General features: G+C 65.8%; 14 protein-coding genes and 1 pseudogene. 4 read left to right on the top strand and 11 right to left on the bottom strand.

Annotation, left to right across the window (positions count from 1 at the left end):
• Nucleotides 1-16: 16 nt before the first annotated feature.
• The 6 genes from rpsJ to JWQ81_RS21005 form a co-directional block, all read right to left on the bottom strand.
• Nucleotides 17-322: a 30S ribosomal protein S10 gene (rpsJ, locus tag JWQ81_RS21030; protein ID WP_020668427.1), complete on the bottom strand. Its 306-nt coding sequence runs from the start codon at nucleotides 320-322 to the stop codon at nucleotides 17-19.
• 420 nt (nucleotides 323-742) lie between these two features.
• On the bottom strand, nucleotides 743-1,936 hold the full coding sequence (gene tuf / locus JWQ81_RS21025) for an elongation factor Tu (protein WP_297544082.1): 1,194 nt from the start codon (nucleotides 1,934-1,936) through the stop codon (nucleotides 743-745).
• Nucleotides 1,937-2,072: 136 nt separating this feature from the next.
• Nucleotides 2,073-4,169, bottom strand: coding sequence for an elongation factor G (fusA, locus tag JWQ81_RS21020; RefSeq protein ID WP_297544080.1), 2,097 nt, complete (start codon nucleotides 4,167-4,169; stop codon nucleotides 2,073-2,075).
• A 63-nt stretch (nucleotides 4,170-4,232) separates the two neighbouring features.
• A complete protein-coding gene (rpsG, locus tag JWQ81_RS21015; RefSeq protein WP_297544078.1) occupies nucleotides 4,233-4,703 on the bottom strand; it encodes a 30S ribosomal protein S7 in 471 nt (156 codons plus the stop codon).
• Nucleotides 4,703-5,077 carry a 30S ribosomal protein S12 gene (gene rpsL / locus JWQ81_RS21010; RefSeq protein ID WP_297544077.1) on the bottom strand — a complete coding sequence of 125 codons (375 nt, stop codon included), beginning with the start codon at nucleotides 5,075-5,077 and terminating at the stop codon, nucleotides 4,703-4,705. Before rpsL ends, rpsG begins: the two co-directional genes overlap by 1 nt.
• Nucleotides 5,078-5,421: 344 nt before the next feature.
• Nucleotides 5,422-5,577: a hypothetical protein gene (locus tag JWQ81_RS21005; protein ID WP_297544343.1), complete on the bottom strand. Its 156-nt coding sequence runs from the start codon at nucleotides 5,575-5,577 to the stop codon at nucleotides 5,422-5,424.
• 120 nt (nucleotides 5,578-5,697) lie between these two features.
• Here JWQ81_RS21005 and JWQ81_RS21000 point away from each other — a divergent pair, with 120 nt between their 5' ends.
• A complete protein-coding gene (locus JWQ81_RS21000) occupies nucleotides 5,698-6,405 on the top strand; it encodes a GNAT family N-acetyltransferase (RefSeq protein ID WP_366942321.1) in 708 nt (235 codons plus the stop codon).
• 5 nt (nucleotides 6,406-6,410) lie between these two features.
• On the opposite strand, the gene JWQ81_RS20995 is transcribed toward JWQ81_RS21000, so the two are convergent.
• Nucleotides 6,411-6,905, bottom strand: coding sequence for a hypothetical protein (locus JWQ81_RS20995; protein WP_297544076.1), 495 nt, complete (start codon nucleotides 6,903-6,905; stop codon nucleotides 6,411-6,413).
• Between the two features lie 166 nt (nucleotides 6,906-7,071).
• Between JWQ81_RS20995 and JWQ81_RS20990 the strand changes: the two genes are divergently transcribed.
• The gene (locus JWQ81_RS20990) at nucleotides 7,072-7,326 is read left to right on the top strand and encodes a hypothetical protein (protein WP_297544074.1); all 255 of its coding nucleotides are present in this window, start codon (nucleotides 7,072-7,074) and stop codon (nucleotides 7,324-7,326) included.
• Between the two features lie 72 nt (nucleotides 7,327-7,398).
• Here JWQ81_RS20990 and JWQ81_RS20985 read toward each other — a convergent pair whose 3' ends face one another.
• The 4 genes from JWQ81_RS20985 to rpoC form a co-directional block, all read right to left on the bottom strand.
• A complete protein-coding gene (locus JWQ81_RS20985) occupies nucleotides 7,399-7,635 on the bottom strand; it encodes a hypothetical protein (protein ID WP_297544072.1) in 237 nt (78 codons plus the stop codon).
• 58 nt (nucleotides 7,636-7,693) lie between these two features.
• Nucleotides 7,694-9,451 (bottom strand): hypothetical protein, encoded by a 1,758-nt coding sequence (locus JWQ81_RS20980; protein ID WP_297544070.1) that lies wholly within the window; start codon nucleotides 9,449-9,451, stop codon nucleotides 7,694-7,696.
• Nucleotides 9,452-9,528: 77 nt separating this feature from the next.
• Nucleotides 9,529-11,325, bottom strand: coding sequence for a hypothetical protein (locus JWQ81_RS20975; protein ID WP_297544328.1), 1,797 nt, complete (start codon nucleotides 11,323-11,325; stop codon nucleotides 9,529-9,531).
• Nucleotides 11,326-12,394: 1,069 nt separating this feature from the next.
• Entirely contained in the window at nucleotides 12,395-16,054 is a 3,660-nt protein-coding gene (gene rpoC / locus JWQ81_RS20970; RefSeq protein WP_297544068.1) for a DNA-directed RNA polymerase subunit beta', read from the bottom strand.
• Between the two features lie 303 nt (nucleotides 16,055-16,357).
• On the opposite strand from rpoC, the gene JWQ81_RS20965 reads away from it, so the two are divergent.
• Both JWQ81_RS20965 and JWQ81_RS20960 read left to right on the top strand, forming a co-directional pair.
• Complete coding sequence (locus tag JWQ81_RS20965; protein WP_297544067.1) at nucleotides 16,358-16,708, top strand: metalloregulator ArsR/SmtB family transcription factor; 351 nt, start codon at nucleotides 16,358-16,360, stop codon at nucleotides 16,706-16,708.
• Nucleotides 16,705-16,953: pseudogene (locus JWQ81_RS20960) on the top strand (ATPase); the annotation flags it as partial. The gene JWQ81_RS20965 and the pseudogene JWQ81_RS20960, both read left to right, overlap by 4 nt.

Below are 16,953 nucleotides of genomic sequence, written 5' to 3'. Positions count from 1 at the left end.
CGCCGCTCGCCCGCCGCTACTGGATGTTGACGTCGACGCTCGCCGGAAGGTCGATGCGCATAAGCGCGTCGACCGTCTTCGGCGTCGGGTCGAGGATGTCGATCAGACGCTTGTGCGTGCGCATCTCGAAGTGCTCGCGCGAGTCCTTGTACTTGTGCGGCGAGCGGATGACGCAGTAAACGTTCTTCTCGGTGGGCAGCGGCACGGGCCCGACAACACGGGCGCCGGTGCGCGTGACCGTCTCGACGATCTTGCGTGCCGAAGAGTCGATCGCCTCGTGGTCGTAGGCCTTGAGCCGAATGCGGATCTTCTGTCCCGCCATGGTGGCTGCTCGTTCCTTGTCGTCTTGTGCCGCTATCTCACTACCGGAGCTCTGCGGTCTTACAGTCGAACGCCTTGCATTGGACCGTTCGGCCCCGGTTTTCGCAGTTCAACGCCCTGCCCCCGGTCCACGCGGTCGGGCGTGTCGCGCCCGGCGCACAGACCGATCCCGCAGGATCATCGTCGTGCCTGGTTGTCCTCAACATGAGGGGGTCCACCGGCCGCGGAAGCGACTGACTTTCCCTTGCCCGCGTGCTCCCACCCGAAGGCGAAGCTCAACGGACCATGGCTACTCGCGCGGAGGCGGCCAGATCTCGAAAGGTCCGGCCGGCCCCACGACGAGCAACCTAAATAGTGTCGCATACGTGACTTCAGGCCCCGAACGCGGGGTGTAGTGACACACCCCGAGCCCGGGTTGAGATCACTTGGTGATCTTGGTGACCTGTCCGGCGCCCACGGTCCGTCCACCCTCACGGATGGCGAAACGCAGGTTCTCGTCCATGGCGACCGACTGGATCAGCACGACGGAGATGTCGGTGTTGTCACCGGGCATCACCATCTCGGTGCCCTCGGGGAGGGTCACGACGCCGGTCACGTCAGTGGTGCGGAAGTAGAACTGCGGCCGGTAGTTGTTGAAGAACGGCGTGTGCCGGCCACCCTCGTCCTTGGAGAGGATGTACACCGAAGCGTCGAACTCGGTGTGCGGGGTGGTGGTGCCGGGCTTCACGACGACCTGGCCGCGCTCGACGTCCTCACGCTTGATGCCGCTCAGGAGCAGACCGACGTTGTCGCCGGCCTCACCCTGGTCGAGCAGCTTGCGGAACATCTCGACACCGGTGACAGTCGTCTTCTGCGACTTCTCCTTGATGCCGACGATCTCGACCTCTTCGTTGACGTTCACGCGACCGCGCTCGATGCGGCCGGTGACGACGGTTCCACGACCGGTGATCGTGAAGACGTCCTCAACGGGCATCAGGAACGGCTTGTCGAGCTCGCGCTCGGGCTGCGGGACGCTCTCGTCGACCGCGTCCATCAGCTCGAGAACGGTCTCGCCCCACTTGACGTCGCCTTCGAGGGCCTTGAGGCCGGAGACCTTGATCACGGGGGCGTTGTCGCCGTCGAAGTCCTGCGAGGACAGCAGCTCGCGGACCTCGAGCTCGACGAGCTCCAGGATCTCCTCGTCGTCCACCATGTCGGCCTTGTTCAGCGCGACAACGATGTACGGCACGCCGACCTGCTTCGCGAGCAGCACGTGCTCACGGGTCTGCGGCATCGGGCCGTCGGTCGCCGCAACCACCAGGATCGCGCCGTCCATCTGCGCGGCACCGGTGATCATGTTCTTGATGTAGTCAGCGTGACCGGGGGCGTCGACGTGGGCGTAGTGACGCTTCTCGGTCTGGTACTCGACGTGCGAGATGTTGATCGTGATACCGCGCTGCTTCTCTTCCGGCGCGTTGTCGATCTGGTCGAACGCCGACGCCGTGTTCAGCTCGGGGTACTTGTCGTGCAGAACCTTGGTGATCGCCGCGGTCAGAGTGGTCTTTCCGTGGTCGACGTGACCGATGGTTCCGATGTTGACGTGCGGCTTGCTCCGCTCGAACTTCGCCTTTGCCACTGGAATGTCCTCCTGGACTGTTTTGCTTGCTCACCGGCCAACGTGGCTGTCGGGCGGCGAATCGCTGGTATTTTGCTGCGGTGTTCGGTGCTGCGGACGTTCAGGAGTGTTCCTTGTGCCCGCGTGCGGCAGGGAACTACTCCCCTGTCGCCTTCGCGATGATTTCCTTCGCGACGTTCGCGGGAACCTCGGCGTAGGAGTCGAACACCATGGAGTAGTTCGCACGACCCTGGGTCCTGGACCGCAGGTCGCCTACATAACCGAACATCTCCGACAACGGCACCGTTGCCTTGACGACGCGGGTGCCGGCGCGCTCCTCCATGGCCGAAATCTGGCCACGGCGGGAGTTGAGGTCGCCGATGACGTCACCCATGTAGTCCTCGGGCGTGGTCACCTCGACTGCCATGATCGGCTCGAGAAGAACCGGGCTGGCCTTCCTGGCGGCTTCCTTCATCGCCATGGAGCCGGCGATCTTGAAGGCCATTTCGGAAGAGTCGACCTCGTGGTAGGCACCGTCGAGCAGGGTGAACTTCAACCCGACCAGCGGGTAACCCGCCAGCACGCCGTACTGCATGGCGTCCTGGGCGCCCGCGTCCACCGACGGGATGTACTCCCGGGGGATACGGCCACCGCTGACCTTGTTGTCGAACTCGTACAGCGCGCCCTCGGTCGTCTCGAGCGGCTCGAGCTTGACGATCACCTTGGCGAACTGGCCGGAGCCACCGGTCTGCTTCTTGTGCACCACGTCGAGCTTCTCGACGGTCTTGCGCACCGTTTCGCGGTACGCGACCTGCGGCTTGCCGATGTTCGCCTCGACCTTGTAGTCGGACTTCATCCGGTTCACCAGCACCTCGAGGTGCAGCTCGCCCATCCCCTGGATGATGGTCTGGCCCGTGTCGTCGTCCTGGTGGACTCGGAACGTCGGGTCTTCCTCAGCCAGCTTCTGGATCGCGATGCCCAGCTTTTCCTGGTCGGCCTTCGTCTTCGGCTCGATCGCCACCGAGATGACGGGCTCCGGGAAGGTCATCGACTCGAGGATGATCGGGTGCTGCGGGTCGGCCAAGGTGTCACCGGTGGTGGTGTCCTTGAGACCCTGCACCGCGTAGATGTGGCCGGCCTGGCCGATCTCGATCGGGTTCTCCTTGTTGGAGTGCATCTGGAAGAGCTTCCCGATGCGCTCCTTGCGGTCCTTGGTCGCGTTGACGACCTGGGCACCGCCGGCGACCTGACCCGAGTAGACCCGGATGTAGGTGAGCTTGCCGAAGAACGGGTGTGCGGCGATCTTGAACGCCAGCGCCGCGAACGGCTCTTCGGTGTTCGGCCTGCGCAGCGCGGTCTCGCCGTTGGGGAGAATGCCCTCGACGGCGGGAACGTCCAACGGGGTCGGCAGGTAGTCGATGACCGCGTCGAGCATGGGCTGGACGCCCTTGTTCTTGAACGCGGAACCGGCCAGTACCGGGTAGGTCTCACCCTTGATCGTCAGCTTGCGGATAGCAGCCTTGATCTCGGCCTGCGTGAGCTCTATGCCCTCGAGGAACTTCTCCATCAGGGCGTCGTCGGCCTCGGACACGGCCTCGATGAGCTTCTCCCGGTACTCCGCCGCCTTGTCGGCAAGCTCGGCCGGGATGTCCTCGATGGCGTAGTCCTCACCCTTCTGCACGTCTCCGCGCCAGGTGAGGGCCTTCATCTGAACGAGGTCGACAACACCCTCGAAGTCGTTCTCGGCGCCGATCGGCAGCTGGATGACCAGCGGCTTGACCCCGAGGCGGTCGATGATGGTCTGGACCGTGTAGTAGAAGTCCGCGCCCAGTTTGTCCATCTTGTTGACGAAGCAAATCCGGGGGACCTCGTACTTGTCCGCCTGGCGCCAGACCTGCTCGGACTGCGGCTCGACGCCTTCCTTGCCGTCGAAGACCGCGACCGCACCGTCGAGCACCCGCAGCGAACGCTCCACCTCGACGGTGAAGTCGACGTGGCCCGGGGTGTCGATGATGTTGATCTGGTGGTCGGCCCAGAAGGTGGTGGTGGCAGCCGAGGTGATGGTGATACCCCGCTTCTGCTCCTCCTCCATCCAGTCCATCGTCGCGGCGCCGTCGTGGACTTCGCCGATCTTGTAGTTGACCCCGGTGTAAAACAGGATCCGCTCGGTGGTGGTGGTCTTACCGGCATCGATGTGGGCCATGATGCCGATATTGCGGACCTTGTTCAGGTCGGTCAGCACGTCACGTGCCACGAGAGTGTTCCCCTGTCTCAAACTTGGGGCCCGGCGCCGTCGTTATCGGCTGCCGGGCGACGATCACCAGCGGTAGTTCGCGAAGGCCTTGTTGGACTCGGCCATCTTGTGCGTGTCTTCGCGGCGCTTGACGCTCGCCCCGAGACCGTTGCTCGCGTCGAGCAGCTCGTTCTGCAGGCGCTCGATCATGGTCTTCTCACGACGAGCCTGCGAGAACGACACCAACCAGCGCAGCGCAAGGGTGGTCGAGCGACCGGGCTTGACCTCGATGGGCACCTGGTAGGTGGCACCACCGACGCGACGGCTCTTCACCTCGATGGAGGGCTTCACGTTGTCGAGGGCGCGCTTCAGCGTGACGACCGGGTCGGTGCCGGACTTCTCGCGTGCGCCTTCGAGCGCGCCGTACACAATGCGCTCGGCCAGCGACCGCTTGCCGTCCTTGAGCACCTTGTTCACCAGCTGGGTGACCAAGGGCGAGGCGTAGACCGGGTCAGAGATCAAAGGCCGCTTCGGGGCCGGTCCCTTGCGGGGCATTAGCTCTTCTCCTTCTTCGCGCCGTACTTGCTGCGCGCCTGCTTACGGTTCTTCACACCCTGGGTGTCGAGCGACCCCCGGATGATCTTGTAACGAACACCCGGCAGGTCCTTCACACGACCGCCGCGCACGAGCACCATGGAGTGCTCCTGGAGGTTGTGTCCCTCACCGGGAATGTAGGCGGTGACCTCGATGCCGCTGGTCAACTTCACACGAGCGACCTTGCGAAGTGCCGAGTTCGGCTTCTTGGGGGTCGTGGTGTACACGCGAGTGCACACGCCACGCCGCTGCGGGCTCCCCTTGAGGGCCGCGGTCTTCTGCTTGGCAGCCTTGTCCTGGCGGCCCTTCCGGACCAGCTGCTGGATCGTGGGCAATGGACCAGCTTTCTTCTCGCGTCTTGCTGAATTCGTGTCTTCCCCGGCCCCCGCGGTCGGGCGTGTCGGCCCGCGTCACGGTCTTGCGACCGGTAACTTCCCGTAGGATTTTCCGTGGAACCCCGCTTATACCTGACGAACGACCGGGTGCCTGAGCACCCCGCCGCTGCCAATAGGCACGCGGAGCGGCCCGACGCCTGCCGGGCACGGTCTCCAAAGATACCCGGCTACCTCACGGGCAGCCAAATCGGGGGGCCTGAAGACCGGTGAACTTCCAGCTTACCTGCTCAAGGCAGACTTCGGGCCCGGACGCGGCGCGTCCGGGCCCGAAGTGAGGTCCGCAGCTATTCGTCGTCCGGCTTGGCGTGATCGGCCTTGCCGGGGTTGGGATCGCGGGACAGGTCGATCAACGGGTGCAGCGCCGCCCCCTCCGGAGCGGCACGCCGCCCGGTGCTCACCTCGGCCGGGGACTCGTCCTGGTCTGACCGCTCAGCGTCCACGACGCCCTCCTCCTTGTCGCCGGGTACTTGCGGCGGGAGACGCTACCCGCCGCACCGGGGTGTCGCACGATCGGACGACTCTCGGGTGTGATCTGTGTCACCTATATGGTCGAGCCGAAAGTGACAAACGCGACACAAGGCGCGGCCGGCGGGAATCCGGCCGCGGCACGGGAGCGACGTGGTGGCCGCGCGGTCACGCTGGGCAACTGGGCAACTGAGCCGCGCTGCGCCTTCCGGCGACGGAACGCGGCCGTCCTTCGGCTAGGGATGGTGCCTGCCGCACACCTGGCACCACCGGCCGTGAAAACCGGTGGACGCCGCGGCGACGATGAAGACGTGACCCGCCACCAGCTCTGGACCATCACGCCGGCCCCGGTCGGCGATGCCGTTTCCACGGCCCTCCTGCGCGAGTACTTCTTCGACGTCGCGGGCAGGTACTACGGCCGCCCGGCGACCGAATCCGAAGTGGACGTCGCGATGACCGAGGACCCCAGCGACGGTCTCGTGCCGCCGAGAGGCCAGTTCCTCTTGGCACATCGGGAAGCCGTCCTGGCGGGATGCGTCGGGGTCAAACTCGGAGAGCCGGGCGTCGGAACACTCACCAGGATGTACGTGCGACAGAGCGCGCGCCGCCAGGGTGGCGCCGCGCAGCTGGTCGCGGCCGCCGAAGACGCGGCCCGCGGACTCGGGGCGAAGATCATGCGCCTCGACACCCGGCACGATCTCGTCGAGGCGCGAGCCCTGTACGCCCGCAGCGGCTACGCGGAGGTGGACCCGTTCTCCGACGGCAAGTACGCCGAGCACTGGTTCGAGAAGGCTCTTTACTAGGCGGGCTACTGTCCGAGCTTCCCGGCGCAGGTGGCGACCTCGCCCGGCTTCGACCGCTGGCTGACGACCACCGCGCCGCGTACCGACACCGCACACTCGACCACGCCGTCGCTCTGGCCGAGGAGCTGGACAGTCGGCGCGGTGACCGAGGCCGGCCAGGTTAGCTCCTTCTTCCATGGCAAGGGCACTGAAAGCTCCTGCTGGACCAGGCCGAGCCCGTTCGCGTCGTACACCACCGTCGCCGTGCCCGACCCGCTGAGCTCGTAGACGACGTCGACGCCCGTCTGCGGCTTGGCCGCGGGCGCGGCGACCTGCTGCTGCGGTGCCGCCGAGGGGACTGCCGGCGGAGCGTGCGCGGCTGCCGGCGGTGCGCCGACGACCGCGACAGTGTTGGCCGGCGGCGCTTCGTCCCGGCTTGTCAGCAGGACGAACCCGCCCGCCACCGCGCCGAGCGCCACGACGGCAACACCAAGACGAACGAGCAACTGCTTGTCGGCCATAACGGCTCCTTACTCAAGATCACCACAGCTGCGATTCCGGGTGAATTATGCGCGATCGCGGCCAACCGGTGGCCATATCCCAGGACTTGGAAGTATTCTCAGTTCGGCACCGATCATGCCATTATTCAACCGGCAGGACCATCTCTACGGTGAAGGAAAATACCTCATGAAGAAATCCCTTGTCCGGGTTGCGGCGGTGACCCTGTTCGCCGGTTTCGCCATTACCGGAGTGGCTGTTCCGGCATTGGCCGCCGAATCCACCACCCCATCGAATGGCGGCGTCGTGATCGTCGACGAGCCGGACACCACCAACCTCAACAACCTCTGGACGTTCGCCCCGCTGGGTATCCCGGTACTGGGTCTGCTGCAGTCGGTGGCCGGCGTTCCGGGCAAGCTTCTGCCGACGCCCGGCGGCTACTGAGCCACCACTAAGAGCCCTTTCTCGTGCCGGTCGAACGGCACGAGAAAGGGCTCTTTTGTTGTTGTGCAACGACTATGAGATCAAGGTGATGAGCCCGTACAACGGCGCGAGTACCTGGGTGGGAGCAGCGATCGTCGACCCGAGCAGAGAGCCGACGTCGAGTCCGGGGAGAGCCCAGATCGCGGTCCCGGGGTCGGCGGACGCCGCGGCGGGGGTGGCCGGCGCGGCGTCGGCGACTCCACCGGCGAGCCCGAACAAAGCCGCCGCGGCAGCCAGTGGAAGCAGGATCCGTGCGGTTTTTCTCTTCATTTCTTCCCTTTCCGGATGAGTTCTCCTCCTGATCTTCTGATCGGGCGGAAGTCTTTGTTCAGCGCAGCAGCGCGCTCACCGGGACAATGGTTCCCTGTGGCACCCACTGCCCCGTGTAGTCGGGGCTCATTTCGATTCCCGGAGAATGCGGTTCACTGGGGTACATCGGCATCGCGTTCACTTGCGCCGAAGCGAAGATCTGCACGTCGCCGAATACTGTCCGCCCCTGTTCACCGAGCCAGTCATAAAAGCCGCCGACGCTCGGGCTTTCGCCCCCGAACGCATCGCTGGTGGCGACCGCGTAGCTGATCGCCAACGTCTCACGCGGATCGAACCGCAGCGGAACCGACGAACTGGACACGGCGTTGACGATCGGCCCGTTGAGCAGCCAAGGTGCCAGGTAGAGGCCGTACTGGTAGGTCGGCGCGAGGCGCTGTGCCTCGGCCGCGCGGGTCATCGCCACCTCACCGCCGGCCCAGCCGGAGACGACGAGAAGCGCCGAGGTCGCAGTGGCATCGGCTCGGACAGGCAGCCCGGCCTGCGCGGCGGTGTCACGGACCACCTTGGCGGCGGCCGCTCCCCGTGGCGAACTGTCCCCCACCAGCGTGATCGCGGACGGCTTGCGGCCCGCGACGAAGGCAACCAGCTTGACCAGCGCGGCGTTGTCCTCGGTGGACAGGGCATCCGACGGGCAGTTCGTCAGGACTTCGCGGCGCTCGGCGATCAGGCCGCCGAGCGCGGCGGACGCGCACTCCGGTGCGTCCGCGTCGGCGATCGGAGGTCCGGCCTGGTCACCGGCGTCGACCTCGACCGAGGTCTGCGCGTTTCCCTTGTGCACCACCAGGTCGGTGCGCCCGTGCGGTAGGTCGACGACCGCCCAGGTGCCTTCCGCTCCTGGCCTGGCGAGAGCCTGGGCGACCGGGCCACCGGCGACTCCGACAGACAGGTCCTTGCCCGCGCTGTCGGGGAAGTGCACCAGGTTCTGCCCCGGACGCTGGGGGCTGACCAACAGGGGGAAGTCCGCGCCACCGGCGGAAGCCTGAGCCAGCAGCGGGACGCCGGGTACCGGGAGCGGAGCCGGTTGCGGTACGGCGGCGAGCGCGCTCCACGCGAGGAAGCCAAGACCGATGCCGAGTGCGCCGTAGCGGTACGCCCGAGCTGGTTCGGCGCGCCCCAGCAGGACGCCCGCGAGCACGGTGGCCGCGACCGGTAGCACGATGATCAGGACCAGCGAGACGCCGAAAACCGTTTCGTACAGACGCCGATCGAACCCGACGCCGGACAGAGCGAGCTGCACGGCGCCCGCCAGCGCAAGCATGCCGCCGAGGGTCAGCGACAACGGGCCGAGCCGGAAGTTCGTGCTTCGCCACTGGTCCGCCGGGACCCCGGCAGACAGCACTGTGACCCCGAACCAGACAGCTGCGCCCGCGACGTAGACGGTGTCGACGGCGAAGTCGATGCCCGAGCTGCCGAGCGCGGTTTCCAGTACCACCAACAGGATCAGCCCGGCCGAGATCCACCGCACCAGCGATGGACGGCCCAGTAGCACCGGGATGGCGATCGCCAGCAGAACGTGGATGACGACGGCGACGACGTTGACGTCGACCGTCAGCGCCGAGACGATCGCGAGTACCGCGGACAACGCGCCCAACGCGGCGATGGTTCGGACAAGCTTGCGGGGCAGGTCGCCGACCAGCGGCCGGAGCAGCCCGGCCCCGGCGACGAAAGCGGTGCCCAGCAACAACACCAGTCGCAGGACGAGCGCCAGCGCGTCGAACGTCGTACTCGACGTCGTCGGCATGTCGTGGTGATCCATCGGGGACCTTCCGGAGTGGCTCGCGGACGGGTCGCGAGGGGAACCTGCCCCCTCACGACCCGGCCGCGATGGTTCGGTTATTTCCTGATGTCGGCGTCCGCGATCACGAACAGCTCGGAGTGCGGCTTGGCGTTGCCGAAGTCCCCGTGCGGCCAGGATTTGCGGTTGAAGTTGATGCCGACCTGACCGGTGAACTCGTCGCGGAAGTTCTGGTCGACCGCGACGTTCCCGTCCGTCCCGATGTTCAGCAGGTTGACCTTGTGGTCACCGTCGAGTCCGGAGCGTGCTACGAAGTAGTTCGACACCGCGAGGTGCTGCGGCTGGTCCGTCTCGTGGTAGTAGCCGTCGGAGCCGAGGTCCCAGTTGTCATAGGCACCCCAGTGCGGGCCCGCGCCCGGTACGCCGGCGTTGATCGGGGCCGCGCCGACGACGGTCGGGAGGTCGTCCCCACCGCCCTGCTGTGCCTTCAGCTTCGTGTCGATGGAGCCCTTGTAGTTGACTCCGGCGGCCAGGAGCTTCTGGATGTCCAGCACGTAGACGCCACCGGTGGTGCCGGGGTCGTCCGCGCTGAGGGTGCCCTTCTGCCTGCCGACGATGGCGCGGTAGAGGTACTTGTCGTCCGGGCTGGTCTGGATCCAGCCACCGTTGGAGCTGGCCCCGTTGGAGTCGTTGGCGGCGTAGATGTCCTTGTTCGCGGCACCGTCGTCGAACACCTCACGCCACCGCGGAGCGGCAGCCGTGATGTCCGGTGTGTAGTAGACCGCGCCACCCTGCATGGTCTCGGCGAACGCGCCCTTGTGCCCGGGCAGGTTCGTCACCGTGGTCTCCATGACCGCGCGGCTTTCCGAGTGCAGCGGGTCCGCCGGGTCGGCACGCGGGCCGTCCTGGAGGTAGGACACCGCACGCAGCTTCGGGTGGTTGCGGTCGGAGATGTCCCAAGTGCGGATCGTCGGCCGGCGCAGGTACGGCGACGGCTGCTTGACCGGATCGAGGATGATGTTCCGCGGCTCGGCGTAGTCGCTGGTGACCAGGGTGTTCAGGTCTTCGCGGGCCTGGATGCCGTGGGGGTTGGCGCAGGTCGGGTTGCCCAGCTGCGGGAGGTCATCGCACAGCTTCGCGTTGTCACCCTGCGGGGTCGCCGCCGGGGACTGGGACAGGACCTGGCCGTTCTGGTCGAAGTGCACGACCTCGCCGGGGCTGCCGGCGAACCCGTTGCCGATCTGGGTCGAGCCGTCGCTGTAGGTGTACGGGCCGGGTACGACCGGGCCACCCATGTAGGTGCCGTACGCGGTCCCGTCCTTGAGGACCCAGTACGCGTCGGGAACCGAACCGCCCAGTGTCTGGGTCGGCAGGCTGATGCCCTTGAGCTTCAGCTGTGGCAACGCGCTGACGTCGAAGGCGTAGGTCGCCGCGGCGAACAGCGCACCGGCGTAGACCGTGTTGCCCTGGTGCCACACGTACTGCATGTGGTGCGGCTCGTTTTCCACGAGCGGCCCGACGGTCGCGGTGTTGACGACCTTGCCGTAGCTCGGGGAACCCTGCGTGGCGTCGATGACCGCGAGGAAATCGGGGCCGGGCAAGGCGTTCTTGATTTTCGTCAGGCCGCCGCCGAGCGAACCCGGCAGGTTCTTGATGTCCTTGACGGCGGTGTCGGCGATGTTCTCGTCGCCGGCCCAGACCAGCAGCCACTTCTTGGGCGTGCCACCCGCGGCGCGGGCGTTGGCCGCCAGATCCTTGGTGACCAGGTGGTTCTGGACCCAGTACTGCTTGCCGTCGGCCGCCGTCTTGGCGTCGGTGACGACCTGGACGTCGGCGTAGGCACTCGTGTTCGAGCCCGTGTAGGTCACGGCCCCAATGGCGAGCACACCTGCCATCGCGCCCATGAACACTTTTCGCCACTTAGGCGATTTGGCTGACATTCATAACTCCTGATTCTCGGAAAAGCGCCATGGATAGGCACACCTCTCACCCCTGTTTTCTCCGCATGCCGGAAGAATGTAGGGAGAGCGCGGGAGCACGTGTTTATTAGCGGTGTCCGGAGTCCGGAAACCGTTGACGTGCGACAGAAGTCACCGATATGACCTGACTCGACGCGCGGCGCGCGGAATCAGTGGACGGCGATGAGGGGTCGGTCAGAAGCCCATACAGAGTGCGCTTGCCTGCTGACGCAGATCAACGTGGCGACGCCACACAAGGGGAACCGGAGCGAGCATGTGCGAAATACTCGTGTGATCCGTCTGAAGTGTCAATCTTGTGATCAAAGAATGGGACGCTACCCAATTAGGTGACTTTCCCACGACGTGGGCGCGTTTGCGTCGTTTGACTAGGCCGAATGGGTTAGCCCGTCCCACATGTCGCGATTGTGTCGACCTGAACCGTTACGGCGAGTTATCCCTAGACTGAATGGCCGAGTCGAGCGTCGGAATCCGTGACCGTTTCGTTACCGGATTCCCGGAACTAGAGATACCCTCCGCAGTCCGAGCAGAGGCTGGAGCACATCCAGTCGCCGCAGCGTGGCACTGGCTGAAGCTCGGTGTGATCTCCGCGACGGCGGCCTTGAGGGCCTTGTCCTTCGCTGGTCCTTCGCCGGTGAGTTGGTGGCCTGGTTGTAGCGCCACTGGCCGGCCGAGTTGCTCAGTTCCCGGAGCCTGCCGCCGAAGAGCGACCCGACCGAGCGCAGGACGCTCCGACCCGGCCCCTCGGCACGAGGGCACAACCACCGGCACCCGGCGGCGCTACATTTAGCCCGCTAAACGCAGGTCAGGGCGCTCCCCCACACCGCCGCACCACCACCGCTCCCCACCTGCGCCTCGAATTACTTGCGCATGCTAAGCGCTACATTTAGCCCGCTAACTGCAGCTCAGGGGCGTGCGGGCCGGGACATGCAGAGAGCCCCCGGCGGTGGGCCGGGGGCTCTCTGGGTGGAGCGGTGGAGCGGTGGGGTTAGCGGAAGTCGCGGCCGAAGTCGTAGTCGTCCAGCGGGACGGCTGCGCCAGTACCGGTACCGAAGACATCCGGGGTGTAGTAACCGTCGTCGTAGGACGGGATGGCGTACGCCGCCACCCGTGCCTCCTCGGTCGGCTGCACCTGGATGTTGCGGTACTTGTTGATCCCCGTACCAGCCGGGATCAACTTACCGATGATGACGTTCTCCTTCAGACCCACGAGCTTGTCGCTGCGGCCGTTGATCGCCGCGTCGGTCAGGACACGCGTGGTCTCCTGGAACGACGCCGCGGACAGCCACGAGTCCGTGGTCAGCGAGGCCTTCGTGATGCCCATCAGGACCGGACGACCCGAAGCCGGCTCGCCGCCCTCGGCGACCGACGCACGGTTCTTCGCCTCGAACTTGGTCCGCTCGGGCAACTCACCCGGCAGGAAGTCCGTGGACCCGTTCTCGATGATCGTCACCCGGCGGAGCATCTGCCGGACGATGACCTCGATGTGCTTGTCGTGGATCGACACACCCTGTGCCCGGTACACCTTCTGGACCTCGTCGACGAGGTGCATCTGCGCCTCACGGGGACCCATGACCCGCAGCACCTCGTGCGGGTCCGGAGTACCTTCCAGCAGCTGCTGGCCGACGGAGACGTGGTCGCCGTCCGCGAGCGGGCCGCTCGGGGTGTTCGCGAGCCGCTGACGCTTGGACAGCTTGTCGAAGATGATCTCTTCGCCACCGTCGTCCGGGATCAGCGTGATCTTCCAGAACCGCTCGCTCTCCTCGATGCGCACCCGGCCATCGACGTCGGCGATCGGCGCCTTGCCCTTCGGCACCCGAGCCTCGAACAGCTCGGTGACTCGGGGAAGACCCGTGGTGATGTCGTCACCGACGACGCCACCCTGGTGGAAGGTACGCATGGTCAGCTGGGTACCCGGCTCACCGATGGACTGCGCCGCGACGATACCGACGGCCTCACCGACGTCGACCAGCAGACCGGTCGCCATCGAACGCCCATAGCAGGTGGCGCAGATACCGACGACCGACTCACAGGTCAGCACGCTGCGGACCTTGACCTTGGCGATCCCGCTCGAGATGAGCTTCTCGATCGCCGGGTCACCGATGTCGTCGTTGCGGTTGAGCACGACGTTGCCCTGCGCGTCCACCGCGTCGTCCGCGAGGCTGCGGGCGTACACGCTGGTCTCGACGTGCTGGTCGCGGATGACCTTGCCGCCGCCGACGTCCTCGCCGATGATCATGGAGATACCGCGGGTACCGCCACAGTCGATCTCGCGCACGATGACGTCCTGCGACACGTCCACCAGACGACGGGTCAGGTAACCCGAGTCGGCGGTCCGCAGCGCGGTGTCGGCCAGGCCCTTACGGGCACCGTGCGTGGCGATGAAGTACTCCGCCACCGACAGGCCTTCACGGAAGTTGGCCTTGATCGGACGCGGGATGTACTCACCCTTCGGGTTCGACACCAGGCCTCGCATACCGGCCAGCGACCGGATCTGCGTCATGTTGCCCGCCGCGCCCGACTTCACGATGATCGAGATCGGGTTGTCGTCCGGGAGGTGGGCCTCCATGACCTTGGCGACGTCTTCGGTCGCCTGGGTCCAGACCTTGACCAGCTCGTTGTTGCGCTCGGAGTGCGAGAGCTGACCGCGCTGGTAGCGCTTCTCGACTTGCTCGGCCTTGCCCTCGTACTCGTCCATGATGGCCGGCTTCTCCGGCGGCACGACGACGTCGGAGATGGCGACGGTGACCCCGGACCGCGTGGCCCAGTAGAAGCCGGCGTCCTTGAGCTTGTCGAGCGTGTGCGCGACCTGCGTCATGGAGTACCGCTCGGCGAGGTCGTTGACGATCACGGCCTGGCGCTTCTTGGGCATCGGCTCGTTGATGTACGGGTAGTCCGCCGGCAGCAGCTCGTTGAAGAGCACGCGACCGAGGGTGGTGTCGGCGAGCCAGGTCTTGCCCGGTCCCCAGCCCTTCTCGATCAGCGCGGGCTCGTCGGCCTTCGCGGGCTGACGGTCCTTGATCCGGATCTTGACCGGCGCGTGCAGGCTGATCGCCTTGCGGTCGAAGGCCATGATGGCCTCGGCCGGCGAGGAGAACGCCTTGCCCGCACCTTCGGAACCCTCGTCGAGCCGGGTAAGGTGGAACAGCCCGGTGACCATGTCCAGTCGCGGCATGGCGAGCGGACGGCCCGACGCCGGCGAAAGGATGTTGTTCGCCGACAGCATCAGGATGCGGGCCTCGGCCTGCGCCTCGGTGGACAGCGGCAGGTGGACCGCCATCTGGTCACCGTCGAAGTCGGCGTTGAACGCCTCGCAGACCAGCGGGTGCAGCTGGATGGCCTTGCCTTCGACCAGTTGCGGCTCGAAGGCCTGGATGCCCAGGCGGTGCAGGGTCGGTGCGCGGTTCAGCATCACCGGGTGACCGGTGATGACCTCTTCGAGCACGTCCCACACCTGCGGCCGCGAACGCTCGACCATCCGCTTGGCGGACTTGATGTTCTGGGCGTGGTTCAGGTCGACCAGCCGCTTCATCACGAACGGCTTGAACAGCTCGAGTGCCATGTCCTTCGGCAGCCCGCACTGGTGCAGCTTCAGCTGCGGACCGACGATGATGACCGAACGGCCCGAGTAGTCGACGCGCTTGCCGAGCAGGTTCTGACGGAACCGCCCCTGCTTGCCCTTGAGGATGTCCGAGAGCGATTTCAACGGGCGATTGTTCGGCCCGGTGACCGGACGCCCGCGGCGGCCGTTGTCGATCAGCGCGTCGACTGCTTCTTGCAGCATGCGCTTTTCGTTCTTGATGATGATCTCAGGCGCGCTCAACTCCAGCAGCCGCTTGAGGCGGTTGTTGCGGTTGATGACGCGGCGATAGAGATCGTTGAGATCCGACGTCGCGAAGCGGCCGCCGTCGAGCTGAACCATCGGGCGCAGTTCCGGCGCAATGACCGGCACCGCGGAGAGGATCATCCACTCCGGCTTGTTGCCGCTCTGCAGGAACGCTTCGACGACTTCGAGGCGCTTGATCGCTTTGATACGCTTCTGACCGGACGTCTCTTTGAACTCGCGGCGCAGGTCTTCTTGGAGCTTGCGCAAGTTGAGGTCGCGCAACAGCTCGCGGATCGCTTCCGCGCCCATCCCGGCCTTGAAGTTCGTGCCGTACTTCTCACGGCTCTCGCGGTACTTCTGCTCGGTGAGGATCTCACGCTTCGTCAGCGTGGTCGCCATCGGATCGGTGACGACGTACGCGGCGAAGTAGATCACCTTCTCGAGCTGGCGCGGCGACATATCGAGCAAAATCCCGATGCGCGACGGCACGCCCTTGAAGTACCAGAGGTGGGTGACGGGCGTGGCGAGCTCGATGTGGCCCATCCGCTCGCGGCGCACTTTGGCGCGCGTGATCTCGACGCCGCAGTGATCGCAGATCATCCCCTTGAAGCGGATGCGCTTGTACTTGCCGCAGTGGCATTCCCAGTCTTTGGTCGGCCCGAAGATCTTCTCGCAGAAGAGGCCGTCGCGTTCCGGTTTCAGGGTCCGGTAGTTGATCGTCTCCGGCTTCTTCACTTCACCGAAGGACCAAGCGCGAATTTGTTCAGGTGACGCAAGCCCGATACGCATTGCGTCGAAATTGTTGACGTCGAGGAGGTTCATCGATTCCTTTATCTCAGCGCGTCGGCAAGACAGAGGCGGCCGAGGTGACGTCACAGGTCCGGAGTGGCTGGAGTCTTGTCGCTACTTCTCTGTCACCCTGAGCCTGTCGAAGGGTTGTCGAAGGGCCCTCGCGGGCGGGCTCAGGGCGAGAATGGCGAACAGACCCCAGGAGACGCCGGTTTGACGTTCCTTGGGCCCGCGTTATCGGCCGAGGGGCATAGACGCCTATTTTAGCACGCGCGGATCACAATGTCCACGCCGACCGCTTGACGCGCGCCATTGGTTAGCCTACACTTACCGTAAGTGAAGACTCACCAAGCTGCCCAACTGGATGCCCTGGGCGACGGCACCCGCCGCGCGATCTTCGAGCTCCTGACCCGCGAGGAACACGCGGTCGGCGAGCTCGCCGCGCAGTTTCCGATCAGCCGTCCGGCCGTCTCCCAGCACCTGCGGGTGCTCGTCGACGCCGGCCTGCTGACCGTACGTCGCGACGGCGCCCGACGACTCTACGCGGCCGATCCCGCCGGGATCGCGCTCTTGAAGGCGTCGGTCGAGCGGTTTTGGCGTGACGCGCTGGTGGCGTTCAAAGACGTCGCCGAGCATCCCCCTGCCGAACAGGCCCCTGCCGAACAGCCCCCCGAGGAGAAACGATGACCCCGACCACCACTTCGGTCACCCGCGAGATCGTGGTGACCGCACCTCGCGCACGCGCCTTCGAGACCTTTGTCAACATGACGGCCTGGTGGCCGCTGGATACGCACACGATCGGCAAGGCGCCGGCGCGCGCCTCGATCATCGAGCCGCATGAAGGCGGACGCTGGTACGGCATCGACGCCGACGGCGACCCGCACGAGCTCGGCCGCGTCCTCACCTACGAGCCGCCGGCGCGCCTCGTGTTC

Origin of the sequence: Amycolatopsis sp. (assembly GCF_025464955.1) — a bacterium.
Classification (GTDB): domain Bacteria; phylum Actinomycetota; class Actinomycetes; order Mycobacteriales; family Pseudonocardiaceae; genus Amycolatopsis.
The sequence above is the reverse complement of the archived record's forward strand: the minus strand, read 5'-3'. Positions and strand labels throughout refer to the sequence as shown.